General features: G+C 59.1%; 10 protein-coding genes. 9 read left to right on the plus strand and 1 reads right to left on the minus strand.

What is annotated here, in order from left to right:
- Positions 1-52: 52 nt before the first annotated feature.
- Entirely contained in the window at positions 53-457 is a 405-nt protein-coding gene (locus GURA_RS06795; protein ID WP_011938254.1) for a MerR family transcriptional regulator, read from the minus strand.
- 521 nt (positions 458-978) lie between these two features.
- Here GURA_RS06795 and GURA_RS06800 point away from each other — a divergent pair.
- The 9 genes from GURA_RS06800 to GURA_RS06840 all read left to right on the plus strand — a co-directional run bounded on the left by GURA_RS06800 (position 979) and on the right by GURA_RS06840 (position 12,785).
- Entirely contained in the window at positions 979-2,538 is a 1,560-nt protein-coding gene (locus GURA_RS06800) for an acetyl-CoA hydrolase/transferase C-terminal domain-containing protein (protein ID WP_011938255.1), read from the plus strand.
- Between the two features lie 69 nt (positions 2,539-2,607).
- Positions 2,608-2,850: a helix-turn-helix domain-containing protein gene (locus tag GURA_RS06805; RefSeq protein ID WP_041245315.1), complete on the plus strand. Its 243-nt coding sequence runs from the start codon at positions 2,608-2,610 to the stop codon at positions 2,848-2,850.
- 78 nt (positions 2,851-2,928) lie between these two features.
- Complete coding sequence (locus GURA_RS06810) at positions 2,929-3,237, plus strand: DUF485 domain-containing protein (RefSeq protein WP_011938257.1); 309 nt, start codon at positions 2,929-2,931, stop codon at positions 3,235-3,237.
- 11 nt (positions 3,238-3,248) lie between these two features.
- Complete coding sequence (locus GURA_RS06815; protein ID WP_011938258.1) at positions 3,249-5,216, plus strand: solute symporter family protein; 1,968 nt, start codon at positions 3,249-3,251, stop codon at positions 5,214-5,216.
- Between the two features lie 429 nt (positions 5,217-5,645).
- Positions 5,646-6,212: a DUF6125 family protein gene (locus GURA_RS06820; RefSeq protein WP_011938259.1), complete on the plus strand. Its 567-nt coding sequence runs from the start codon at positions 5,646-5,648 to the stop codon at positions 6,210-6,212.
- A 213-nt stretch (positions 6,213-6,425) separates the two neighbouring features.
- Positions 6,426-9,677 (plus strand): fused isobutyryl-CoA mutase/GTPase IcmF, encoded by a 3,252-nt coding sequence (icmF, locus tag GURA_RS06825; protein ID WP_041245316.1) that lies wholly within the window; start codon positions 6,426-6,428, stop codon positions 9,675-9,677.
- Between the two features lie 125 nt (positions 9,678-9,802).
- On the plus strand, positions 9,803-10,849 hold the full coding sequence (locus tag GURA_RS06830) for an acyl-CoA thioesterase (RefSeq protein WP_011938261.1): 1,047 nt from the start codon (positions 9,803-9,805) through the stop codon (positions 10,847-10,849).
- A 236-nt stretch (positions 10,850-11,085) separates the two neighbouring features.
- On the plus strand, positions 11,086-11,622 hold the full coding sequence (locus GURA_RS06835; protein WP_011938262.1) for a nitroreductase family protein: 537 nt from the start codon (positions 11,086-11,088) through the stop codon (positions 11,620-11,622).
- The gene (locus GURA_RS06840; RefSeq protein ID WP_011938263.1) at positions 11,616-12,785 is read left to right on the plus strand and encodes a M24 family metallopeptidase; all 1,170 of its coding nucleotides are present in this window, start codon (positions 11,616-11,618) and stop codon (positions 12,783-12,785) included. Before GURA_RS06835 ends, GURA_RS06840 begins: the two co-directional genes overlap by 7 nt.
- Positions 12,786-12,788: the final 3 nt, after the last annotated feature.

The raw sequence follows: 12,788 nt of genomic DNA on the forward strand, positions 1-12,788 counted from the left end.
GCTTTCCATAAAAAAGCGACCGTTGGTAGAGCGGGAAAGTGGGGTGCGGCAATTATCCCCGGCTGACATTGAAGCGCTCGACCATCTTCTGTCGGTAGTCGACAATCTCTTTTCGCAACAACGCCAGTTTAGCCATCTTCTCGTCAACCTTGTTAATGTGCATGTCCAATACTTCGATCAGGCGCGGGATCATTTTTTCGGTTTGCTTGGCATCGCCGTAGGCTATGTATAAATCCTGCATCTCCTTTATGGTCAGACCAAGATCTTTCAGTTTCATGATGAACTTGATCCGCCTGACGTAATAGGGGGTATACCCCCTGGTCCCGCCATCCGTTCGTTCGACGGATTCTATGATGCCCACTTCCTCCCAGTAACGGAGAGTCCTGGTTGTCAGTCCCAGCGATTTTGCCACATCGCCAATCGATTCTGCTACTTCATCGCCTCTTAATGTGTTCATGGATTCACCTTTACGTAAGATAAGTCAGGATAGATTGTATTTGAGCCTTTGTCAATGTTTAAGCTGGGCTTGATTCGCTCGTTGTTGTTGGTGTGGATGTCCGGGTCGTGGATGTTTTGGTGCAAGTAAAAAAATGTTTTATTTGCGCTTGACATAAACGTAAACTGCGGATATTTTATTTCTACAGGTGACAAATGTAGTAGCAAGCGGCGTAACTACTTGAACTGTGGTGGCAACAAGTAGGGCGATTGGATGGCTGCTGTTTTGCGATTTGACATGCACGTTAGTGTGATGTGCGGCGTATTGGTTGGTGTTAATGTTGTAGTGGCCGTTTGTGATCATATTCCGCACATAGTTTGCCGCATAATTGATGCCTGCTGACTGAGTTGTAATTCAGTGTTTTATTATAATGATAATCTTGGTGTTAATGAATGTTAGTAAGGTCGGGATTGTTGGCTGAAATGCATAACCGCACTTGGCGTTATAGGTGATAGCTGGAATATAACAGAACGGAGGTTTATATGGGCGAGCTACGCAAGAGGATCAGAAAGACCAGTCTCCATGCAAGGATCATGAGCGCTGAGGATACCGTCCCGTTTTTCAAGAACGGCATGGACCTGGGCTGGTCAGGCTTTACGCCGGTCGGCTATCCGAAGGTGGTTCCCGCTGCGCTGGCGGACCATGTGGAGAAGAACGGCCTGCAAGGGAAGATGCGCTTCAACCTCTTCATCGGTGCCTCCATCGGCGGCGAAGTCGAGGACCGCTGGGCGAGCCTGCAGATGACCGATAAGCGCTGGCCCTACCAGACCGGCAAGGTGATCCAGAAACAGGTCAATGACGGTACGGTGCGCATGGGGGACAAGCACCTGTCGCTATACGCCCAGGACCTGGCTTACGGCTTTTACACCAAGGATAATGGCGGCAGGTTCGATCTCGGTCTGATCGAGGCGAGCGGCATCACCGAGGACGGCGGGATCATCCTGGCAGGCTCCATCGGTGTCGCCCCTGAAGTCATCCAGAACGCGGATAAGCTGATCATCGAGATCAATACCGCAATCCCGTCCTTCGAGGGGCTCCACGACATCGTCATGACCGAGCGCCCCCCTTTCAAAAAACCCTATCTGGTCACACGGGTCGACGACCGGGTCGGTTCCCTCCATGTGCCGTGCGACCCTGACAAGATCGTCGCCATCGTCGAATCGCGGATGCCGGATAACGGCCGCCCCCTCTCTCCGCCGGACGAGATCTCGGAACAGATCGCAGCCAACATCCTCGACTTTTTCCAGTTCGAGGTAAAGGCAGGCCGCCTGCCGAAAAATTTGCTGCCCCTCCAGTCGGGGGTGGGGAACATCGCCAATGCCGTGGTCGGCGGTATGGTAAAGGGACCCTTTGCCAACGTCAAGGTCTGGACCGAGGTTCTCCAGGATACCATGCTCGACTTCTTCGATTCCGGCAAGCTCGATTTCGCTTCCTCCACCTCCCTTTCCCTGTCGGTTGACGGATTCAAACGTCTCTATGCCGACTGGGAAAAGTACACCAGCCGGGTGGTGCTCCGCCCCATACAGTTCAGCAACCATCCTGAGGCGATCCGCCGCCTTGGTGTCATCGCCATGAACACCCCGGTCGAATTCGATATCTACGGCCACGCCAACTCCACTTTGGTCGGGGGCACCCGGATGATCAACGGCATCGGCGGCTCCGGCGACTTCCTCCGCAATGCCTATCTCTCCATCATGCATACACCCTCCACCCGTCCGAGCAAGAGCGACCCGACCGGCATCACCTGCGTCGTGCCGATGGTTCCCCATGTGGATCACACCGAGCATGACCTGGACGTACTGGTCACCGAGCAGGGGCTGGCCGACCTGCGCGGCCTCTGCCCGCGGGAGAGGGCGAAGGAAATAGTCGACAAGTGCGTTCACTCCGATTACAAGCCGATCATGCAGGACTATTTCGAGCGGGCCAGGCGCGAGTGTTTTGAACGGAATGTCGGCCATGAGCCGCACATGCTCTTCAAGGTCTTCAAGATGCAGCAGAAGCTTGCTGAAAAAGGAACCATGAAAATTGACAACTGGGATTGATGCATGTGTTCACCTGGCGCAAACGCAAGCCGGAAGTGCAACAGTACGAGTCCGTACCAGGTGCAGAGTGTGGTAAATGCACTTGATCTGCTTGAAACCCTGGCGGAAGAGACGCACAACCTCACCGTTTCGTACCTTGCTCATAAGCTGGGTTTGAGCCGGAACAAGGTGACCAGGTTGTTGGCCATTCTGGAGAAGCGCGAACTGGTGGTATGCGACGCCATCAGCGGGGGGTACAGTCTGGGGCTTTCGGCAGTGGGGCTTGCCCAGAGTTTTCTGAGGAATGTAACTGGAAAAGGGGGGGGTGACTGAATATCGGCTAACCTATCGATGATGTAATGGGATGCGGATCGGCGCGGGGTCAAATTTATCGGTAAAGGAGCACAAACCATGGCAGAACGAAAGTACGACTGGGGTGAGATAGCACGAAATTCCAAGTATCTGCAATTAAAGAGCAAGAAAAGGACATTTCTCTTCGGCTGGTGGATCGCATCTTCGATTTATTACTTCTCGTTGCCGCTCCTCTCCGGCTATGTTCCCGATTTGTTCAAAATCAAAATAATCGGCGTCATCAACTTCGGTTACCTGTTCATCCTGTCCCAATTCGTCATGTCGTTCTTTGTGGCGATCTACTATACAAAGGTCGCCAACAGCGAATTCGACCGTTTGACCGATGAACTCGTCAGTGAAATTCAATAAGGAGGTGATACATGTTTACCAAAGCACTGTCAGCAACGATGCTCATGCTTTTTTTGACCATGCCGGGACTCGCCGCCGAACCGCCGAAGCAGGCGCCCCAATCGGCAACGACTGCCGCAGCGCCGGTGCAGAGTCAGGCAGTACCTGCAGCGCAAGCGGCTCCCGCAGCAAAAGCGGCCGTTCCCGCAGCACCGGCTCTCCAGGAAAAGGTCCGGCCCAACCGGTCCATCACCATTACCATGTTCATGGCGATCATCGGCATCACGCTCTGCGTCGTAATCTGGGCAGCCAAGCAGACCAAGTCGGCTGCCGACTTCTACACCGCAGGCGGAGGGATTACCGGGCTTCAGAACGGCTGGGCCATTGCCGGCGACTACATGTCGGCCGCCTCGTTCCTCGGCATGTCCGGCCTGATCTCGCTCTACGGCATCGACGGTTTCATGTACGCGGTCGGCCCCATGTTCTCGTTCATCGCCATCCTGCTGGTGGTGGCGGAACCGTGCCGCAACGCAGGCAAATACACCCTGGGCGACATCCTCTCCTTCCGCGCCTCGGCAAAGCCGGTGCGGGCCGTGGCAGCGCTTTCCACGGTCACGGTGTCGCTCTTCTACCTGATCGCCCAGATGGTCGGGGCCGGCAAGCTGATGCAGGTGCTGCTGGACATTCCCTACCGTTTCTCGGTCATCGGTGTCGGCGTCCTGATGGTGGGCTATGTTGTCTTCGGCGGCATGAAGGCCACCACCTGGGTACAGATCATCAAGGCCGGTCTGCTCATGTCGGGCACCGTCCTTCTTGCCCTCCTGGTCATGTTCAAGGCGGGCCTCAACCCGTTCGGATTTTTCTCGGATATCGTCAATAACCAGCTCATCCAGGACCACGTGAGGATGAACGTCCTCAAGGATGCGCTGCCGAAGCCGGGCGTCGACTACGGGCAGCGCTTTCTGGAGCCGGGGCTGTTCCTGAAGAATCCACTTGACCAGATCTCCCTCGGCATTGCCTGGGCGTTGGGCGCAGCCGGCCTGCCCCATATCCTGATGCGCTTTTTCACCGTTCCCAATGCAAAAGAGGCACGGAAATCCATCGTCATCGCCCTTTTTATCAACGGCACATTTTTCTTCCTCATCAATCTCATAGGTTTCGGCGCTGCGCTCTACCTGACCCCGCAACTGATCAGCTCCGTTGACAAGGGCGGCAACATGGCGACGTTGCTGCTGGCCCAGAAACTGGGGGGCGGCGCAGGCTCCATTGGTGGCGACATGTTCCTGGCATTCATCTGCGCCGTGGCCTTCGCCACCATCCTGGCGGTTGTTTCCGGCCTGGTTCTGGCCGCTTCCGCCGCCATTGCCCACGATGTGTACGTGAACATCATCAAGGACGGAAAGGCCGATCAGCACCTGCAGGTCAAGGTGGCCCGCATTACCTCTCTCTGTGTCGGGATAGCCGCTATCATCATGGGGCTTATGGCCGAGAAGGAGAACGTTGTCGCCCTGGTAGCCCTGGCCTTTGCCGTGGCGGCATCGGGAAATTTCCCGGCGGTCATCCTCTCGCTCTTCTGGCGCCGCTTCAATACGGCCGGCATCATTTCCGCCCTGCTGGTGGGGACCATTACGGCCCTGGGTCTCGTGGTGGTGTCGCCGGTCATGACCTATCCGCAGAAGATCGCTGACGATGCCGGAAAGATCATTGTGACCCTGGAGAAAAAACAGGCCGAGGGGGCCGTTCTGGCCGACAAGGAGCTGACGGCCCTGGACAAGTCGCGCAAGGACTTCGCGAAGAACAACGGTGGGACCTCCATGGTCGGGCTGAAGGCGCCTCTCTTTCCGCTCAAGAATCCGGGCATCGTCTCCGTGCCCCTCGGTTTCCTCGCCGCCATCTTCGGTTGCCTCCTCTTCCGCGACCGGCGGGCCGAAGAAATGTTCGACGAGATCGAGGTGCGGCAGATTACGGGCATCGGCATAGCCAAGGCGACCGATCATTAAGGAAACGAGCCTTTTTCGCCCTGGCTGCGTAAGTCTTCGGGGCTGCTTGTGTGGCGTAGCGATGTTTATGGCCTCCGAGGAGATCCTGCGGGAGACGCCGATCTGGCCGAAATTTCGCGCCCGGAAGGTAGATTGACCAGTACTGTACGGTTAGGTTTTTCCATCCACACTCCCCCCCTCACCCTAGCCCTCTCCTTTAGGCCCGCAATTTGGGTCCACAAGGGGCGAGGGGACTTTAAAGCTCCCCTCCCTTGATGGGAGGGGTTGGGGGAGGGTGCAATGTGCAGGTTTTTATGGCTTGGAGAGTCAGTGCAATTTTCTACCGGATACTACTGAGATTGACAGCATATATTACCCCGCGCTGCGGCGCGGGGAATTTTTCGGCAGTTGCAGGCAGAGAAATTAAACAATGGTGGACGAGGGGGGGCCATGGGTGATGCAGAATTGCATGGATATGCGATAGCGACGGAGATGGCGGGGGATGAGGGGGTCCAGCTGCTCTCCGGCCTGGGCAAGGGAGAGTTGATAAAGATCATCATTGATGACGCGAAAAACTGGCTGGCCCACGACGGGCTCTGGTTCCAGGCAGTGGAGAGCGTCCACGGCATGGACGAGGCCATTGCCGCCGACCGGGCCGCCTGGGAGAAGTTCACCGTCATCGAGGCAAAGCGGATCATGGAACGCCTCGGCATGAAGCCCGGCGGCGGCATCCCTGCCCTGGTGGAATGCCTCAAGCACCGCCTCTATGCGCGGCTGAACCTCCAGGACGTCATGGAACAGAGCGACAGCCGGGTGGTGTTCCGCATGGTGGATTGCCGTGTCCAGTCGGCTCGCAGGCGCAAGGGGCTCGCCGACTTCCCGTGCAAGACGGTGGGAATCGTCGAGTACGCGGAGTTCGCCAGGACCATCGACCCGCGCATCAGGACCCGGTGTATCGCCTGTCCGCCGGATGCGCATCCGGATCAATACTGGTGCGCCTGGGAATTTACTCTTTGAGGAACGAGGAAAAAGGAGCGAGGAACGAGGAACGAGGAAAAAGGAACGAGGAGCGAGGAAAAAGGAACGAGGAGCGAGGAAAAAGGAGCGAGGAACGAGGAAAAAGGAGCGAGGATAATGGCGCGAGGTGAGAGCCTAGAGCCTAGAGGTTTTCCTCGAACCTCGAACCTCGATCCTCGATCCTCATATATACGTGAAACGAGGAGAACCGACATGCACACAACCGCCGCAGCACCCTATACATCCAAAAACAAGATCCGTTTCGTGACCGCAACCAGCCTGTTCGACGGTCACGACGCAGCTACCAATATTATCCGTCGCATGCTCCAGTCCTCGGGGGCCGAGGTGATCCACCTGGGGCACAATCGCTCCGTGGATGTGATCGTCACCGCCGCCATTCAGGAGGACGCCCAGGGGATAGCGGTCAGTTGCTACCAGGGTGGCCACGTGCCGTTCTTCAAATACATCTGCGACCTGCTCAAAGAGCGGGGCGCCGGGCATATCCGGGTCTTCGGCGGTGGCGGCGGGGTGATCGTCCCCGAAGAGATCCGGGAGATCGAAGGCTACGGGGTGAGCAAGATATTCTCACCCGAAGACGGCCGGCGCATGGGGCTGCAGGGGATGGTCAACCACATGCTGGAGCTATGCGATTTCCAGCCGGAACGGGACCTGGATACGGAAATCGAACGGCTTAAAGGACGGGACATCCGCTCGGTCAATACCCTCATCTCCCTGGCCGAACAGGCGGTCCACGAGCATACGGAAGGGTATGGAAAGGTCAGGGAGCGGGTTCGCGCCATGGGGAGCAAGGTGCCGGTACTGGGCATTACCGGCACCGGCGGGGCGGGGAAGAGCTCCCTTACCGATGAGCTGGTGCGCCGATTGATACGGGATTTCCCGGAGAAGAGCGTGGCGATCCTGGCGGTAGACCCTTCCCGGCAGCGGACCGGCGGCGCGCTCCTGGGCGACCGGATCAGGATGAACTCCATCAATACCGACCGGGTCTACATGCGCTCGCTGGCCACCCGCGACTCCCGTTCCGAGCTGTCCGCCGCCATTGAAGACGCCATTGCCGTGGTGCGGGCGGCAGGCTTCGACCTGGTGATCGTCGAGACCTCCGGCATCGGCCAGGGGGATGCCGGGGTGGTGGAGATCTGTGACGTATCCCTCTACGTCATGACCTGCGAATTCGGCGCGCCGACCCAGCTGGAAAAGATCGACATGCTCGACTTCGCCGACATCGTCGCCCTCAACAAGTTCGAGCGGAAGGGTTCGGAGGATGCCATGCGCAACGTGCGCAAGCAGTACCGGCGCAACCGCAACCTGTTCGACCTCGCCGACGAGGAGCTGCCGGTGTTCGGCACTATCGCTTCCCAGTTCAACGACCCCGGCACCAATGTCCTTTACCGGGCGGTGCTCGACCGGTTCAACGAGAAGAAGGGGCTCGGCTGGCAGTCGCAGCTTGCCATTACCGAGCGGGAGAGCCTGAAGAAGTACATCATCCCATCCGACCGGATTCATTACCTGGGGGAGATCGTCCAGTCGGTGCGCGGCTACCGGAAAACCGCGGCGGAGCAGGCGCAGATCGCCCGCACCCTCTTCCAGCTCAAGGGGACCCGTGCCCTCCTTGCCGACAGTGACGCGACCGCGGCGGGGGTTGACCAACTGATAGGATATTACGAGGCCAAGCTCCGGGATGAGCCGCGCCGGATCATCGAGAGCTGGCCGGGAATGAAGCAATCGTACCGTCAGGACGCCCTCGTGACAAGTGTGAGGGACAAGGAAATCCGCACCGAACTCTACACCACCTCCCTCTCCGGGACCAAAATCCCCCGGGTCTGCGTCCCCGATTACGAGGACTGGGGGGAGATCGTCAAGTGGAGCATGAAGGAGAACGTGCCGGGCTCGTTCCCCTTTACCGCCGGGGTCTTCCCCTTCAAGCGGGTCGAGGAGGACCCTAAACGACAGTTCGCCGGCGAGGGGACCCCGGAGCGGACCAACCGGCGCTTTCACTACCTTTGCCGGGACGACGGCGCCAAGCGCCTTTCCACGGCCTTCGACAGCGTTACCCTCTACGGCGAGGACCCGGATTTTCCTCCCGACGTCTATGGCAAGGTGGGGGAGAGCGGCGTCTCCATCTGCACCGTGGAGGACGTGAAGAAGCTCTATGCCGGCTTCGACCTCTGCGCCCCCTCCACCAGCGTCTCCATCACCATCAATGGCCCGGCGCCGATGATGCTCGCCATGTTCTTCAATGCGGCCATCGACCAGCAGGTGGACCGGTTCCGCGGGGAAAAGGGGCGTGAGCCCGCCGCCGCCGAGTACGAGCTGATCCGGGCTTGTACCCTGCAGACCGTGCGCGGCACTGTCCAGGCCGACATCCTCAAAGAAGACCAGGGGCAGAACACCTGCATCTTCTCCACCGAGTTCGCCCTGAAGATGATGGGTGACATCCAGCAGTACTTCATCGACAAGCAGGTGCGGAATTATTACTCCGTCTCCATCAGCGGCTACCACATCGCCGAGGCCGGGGCGAACCCCATCAGCCAGCTCGCCTTCACCCTTTCCAACGGCTTCACCTATGTGGAGTATTACCTTTCCCGGGGGATGCACATCGACGACTTCGCCCCGAACCTCTCCTACTTCTTCTCGAACGGCCTCGACCCGGAGTACACGGTGATAGGCCGTGTGGCGCGGCGCATCTGGGCGGTAACCATGCGGGAGAAATACGGCGCCAACGAGCGGAGCCAGAAGCTCAAGTACCACATCCAGACCTCCGGCCGCTCGCTCCATGCCCAGGAAATGGACTTCAACGACATCCGCACCACCCTACAGGCGCTGATGGCCCTCTACGACAACTGCAACTCGCTGCACACCAACGCCTACGACGAGGCGGTCACGACACCCTGCGAGGAGTCGGTGCGCCGCGCCATGGCGGTGCAGATGATCATCACCAAGGAGTTGGGGCTGAACAGGAACGAGAACCCGCTCCAGGGGGCGTTCATTATCGACGAACTGACCGACCTGGTGGAGGAGGCTGTGCTGGCCGAGTTCGAAAGGATCGACCAGCGGGGCGGGGTGCTCGGCGCCATGGAGACCCAGTACCAGCGGAGCAAGATCCAGGACGAGTCCATGCTTTACGAGCACAAGAAGCACTCGGGCGAGCTCCCCATCATCGGCGTCAACACCTTCCTGAACCCCCGCGCCGATGAGGACGGATACCAGGTGCCGGGCGAACTGGCCCGGGCTACCATTGAAGAAAAGGAGCAGCAGATTCGAAACCTGCGCGCCTTCCAGGAGCGGAACAGGGTAAAGGCCCCGCTGGCCCTGAAGCGCCTCCAAGAGGTGGCTGTCAGTGGCGGCAATATCTTTGCCGAGTTGATGGAGACGGTGAAGTACGCCTCTCTCGGCCAGATCACCAGGGCGTTGTTTGAGGTGGGGGGCGAATATCGAAGAAACATGTGATGGCGGCGATTGCGAATTTCGAAATATATGACAGAATAATCATTTGAGATTTTCTTCGTGTCCATTGCGCCTTTGCAGTTCAAAGAGTCCGGTTTCCCCAGCTGATTTTTCAAAGGAGTCACCCCATGACCCGCCCCAAAGAAACCTCATACTACCAAACCCTTCCCCTCAGTACCGACCTTGCCCTGCGCCGTCGCTACATGGTGGTGGACGAGCCGATTCCGGGAAACCTCCGCTTCGGCCTTTTGCTGGAGATCCTGGACCTGGTCGCCGAGAAGACCGCCTTGAATTATGTGAATCGTTTCTACCCGGATGCGCGGGTAGTGACGGCGGCCATCGACAACATCTTCGTCCGCCATGCCGCTGACGTGACCAGAGACATCGTCTTCCACGCCCGCATCAATCACGTCGGGCGGTCATCGCTTGAGATCGGCATCCGCGTCGAACAGCCGGGCGATCCCACCAACCACATCGCCTCCTGCTACTTCACCATGGTGGCCCGCTCCGGCATGGGGGAGGGGGCGGTGAGCGTGACGCTCCCCCCGCTGGAATACCTGGACGAAACGGAACAGGCGCGGGCGAAGAAGGCGTTGTCGGGACGGGATGAGTACCGCCAGCAGCAGGCGCTCCTGACGGAGCCCCCGTCGCGGGAGGAGTACGAGATGCTCGCCGCCCTGCACAAGGCCCAGGAGGAGCCGGGGTTCTCCGGCCTTCTGGCCGGGCGCCTGGTGGCCGATGCCTGGGAGCGGATGTACCCGGAGCAGGAGAACGTGCCGCAGAAGATCTTCGGCGGCTACCTGATCCGGCGCGCCTACGAGCTTTCCGCCATCTGTTCGGAGCTGGTGGCGCCGGACCGCTCCATCGTCGCCGCGGTGAACCGGATCAACTTCTTCCACCCGGTCCGGATGGGTGACAAGCTCCACTTCACCTCACGGGTGGTTTACACCAGTGGCAGCTTCGTCTGCGTTGAAGCGAGCATCGAGCGGCTCAGCCTCGACCGGACCAGCAAGGCGCTCTCCAATTCGTGCTTGTTCACCTTCGTCAACGTGGACCGGGAACTGGTGCACCAGCCGGTGCCTGCCATCTATCCTGCCACCTATGTCGAAGATGCCAGCTACCTGGCGGCCCACCGGAGCTACCAGTCGATCGTCCGGCATCATGCGATCATATAGGCGCTTGCGGCTTGAGTCCCTTGCGGTAAGTTTTTTGTATCCGCACTTCCCCCCTCACCCTAGCCCTCTCCTTTAGGCCCGCAATTTGGGTCCACAAGGGGCGAGGGGACTTTAAAGCTCCCCTCCCTTGATGGGAGGGGTTGGGGGAGGGTCCCGGTTATGCCGGGGATTAAGGCGAAGAACCTTTGTCGGGACGCTGATGAACGCGGATTAAATGCTGAAAATCTGGAGGAATTATGGATATTTTCCAAGCGATCAACGATAGAAGGAGCATCAGGAAATACAAAGATATCCCGGTAGAGTGGGAGAAGATCGGCCAGGTGCTCGACGCGGCCCGGCTCGCCCCTTCCTGGAAGAACATGCAGTGCTGGCGTTTCCTGGTCCTGACTGCTTCCGATAAGAAAGACGCTATGCTCTCCGCCTTCCCCGACGATAATCCGGGGAAAAAGGCCATTGCCCAGGCGCCGGTGGTGATCGTGGTCTGTGCTGACCCGGCCGAATCGGGGATAGAGAACGGCGTCGAGTACTACATCGCCGATACGGCCATCGCCTTCGAGCATATCTGCCTGGCGGCCCATGGATTGGGGCTCGGCACCTGCTGGATGGGGTGGTACGACGAAGCGGCCATCAAGGGGGAACTTGGCATTCCCGACGGAATCCGGGTGGTGGGGGTGACGCCGCTCGGCTACCCCGACCAGGAGCCGAAGCAGCGGCCGCGCAAGGAACTCGCTGAAATTGCCTATTACAATGATTGGGGGAAGACCGAATGTTGACTAAAATGGAATCGGAACAGCGGATCATCAGGCTGCAGAAGGAACTGAAGGAGAAGGGGCTCGACGGGGCGCTCTTCATCTATCCCATCGACGTCTATTATTTCGCCGGCACCCGCCAGAACTCCACCATCTGGATACCGGCGGACGGCAATCCGCGCCTTTTTGCCCGGAAGAGCTACGCACGCGCCCTGACTGAGAGCCTCATCGAGGATACCCGACCGTTTCCGGGAAGCAAGGAGTTTCCTGCCCTGTTCGGCGCGGAGGTGCGAAAGATCGGCTTCACTTTCGACGTGGCGCCGGTGCAGCAGTACAACTACTACTCCAAGCTCCTGCCGGGGCGTGAGTTTGCCGACATCTCCGCCATCAACCGGGATATCCGATCGGTCAAGTCGGAGTGGGAGCTGGAGCGGATGCGCCACAGCGGTGACCATCTCTGCGAGGTGTTCCGCCAGGTGCCGGAGTTTCTCAAGGCGGGAATGCGGGAAATCGACCTGGCCGCCGAGTTCGAATACCGGCTGCGAAAGGCGGGGGGCGAGGGATACGTGCGGATGCGCGCCTTCAACCAGGAGCTGTTCCAGGGACTGGCGGTCAGCGGCGCCACCTCCGGCAACCCCGGCTTCTTCGACGGTGCGGTAACCGGCCGGGGGCTCTCCACCGCCTCTCCCCACGGCGCCTCCACCGAAGCAATCACCGCCAACACTCCCGTTCTCATCGACTACACCGGTGTCTTCAACGGCTACATCGTCGACATGACCCGGATCTTCGCCATCGGCAAGCTTGCGCCGGAGCTGGAGCATGCCTTTGCCACCTCCCTTGCCATCCAGCAGCACCTGGTGGAAAACCTGAAGCCGGGTGTCATCTGCGAGGAACTGTTCTTCAAGGCCGCCGAAATGGCGGAACAGGCGGGGCTGGGGCAGAATTTCATGGGCGCGCCGGGGGAAAACGCCAAATTTGTCGGCCACGGTGTCGGGCTGGAGCTGGACGAGTATCCGGTCCTGGCCCAAGGCTTCAAGGTGCCGCTCCAGGCGGGGCAGACCATTGCCATTGAGCCCAAGTTCGTCCTCCCCGGCATGGGTGTGGTGGGGATCGAAAATACCTTTGCAGTGAGCAGCCACGGCGGGGTGAAGATCACCGATCTGGCGGATGAGATCGTTTATCTGTAGTGG

It is taken from the genome of Geotalea uraniireducens Rf4, assembly GCF_000016745.1.
Lineage (GTDB): Bacteria > Desulfobacterota > Desulfuromonadia > Geobacterales > Geobacteraceae > Geotalea > Geotalea uraniireducens.

What these genes read in the sequence shown, in the direction of transcription:
- GURA_RS06795 (WP_011938254.1), bottom strand. Translation starts at nt 457, where the DNA reads ATGAACACATTAAGAGGCGATGAAGTAGCAGAATCGATTGGCGATGTG.
- GURA_RS06800 (WP_011938255.1), top strand. Translation starts at nt 979, where the DNA reads ATGGGCGAGCTACGCAAGAGGATCAGAAAGACCAGTCTCCATGCAAGG.
- GURA_RS06810 (WP_011938257.1), top strand. Translation starts at nt 2,929, where the DNA reads ATGGCAGAACGAAAGTACGACTGGGGTGAGATAGCACGAAATTCCAAG.
- GURA_RS06815 (WP_011938258.1), top strand. Translation starts at nt 3,249, where the DNA reads ATGTTTACCAAAGCACTGTCAGCAACGATGCTCATGCTTTTTTTGACC.
- GURA_RS06820 (WP_011938259.1), top strand. Translation starts at nt 5,646, where the DNA reads ATGGGTGATGCAGAATTGCATGGATATGCGATAGCGACGGAGATGGCG.
- icmF (WP_041245316.1), top strand. Translation starts at nt 6,426, where the DNA reads ATGCACACAACCGCCGCAGCACCCTATACATCCAAAAACAAGATCCGT.
- GURA_RS06830 (WP_011938261.1), top strand. Translation starts at nt 9,803, where the DNA reads ATGACCCGCCCCAAAGAAACCTCATACTACCAAACCCTTCCCCTCAGT.
- GURA_RS06835 (WP_011938262.1), top strand. Translation starts at nt 11,086, where the DNA reads ATGGATATTTTCCAAGCGATCAACGATAGAAGGAGCATCAGGAAATAC.
- GURA_RS06840 (WP_011938263.1), top strand. Translation starts at nt 11,616, where the DNA reads ATGTTGACTAAAATGGAATCGGAACAGCGGATCATCAGGCTGCAGAAG.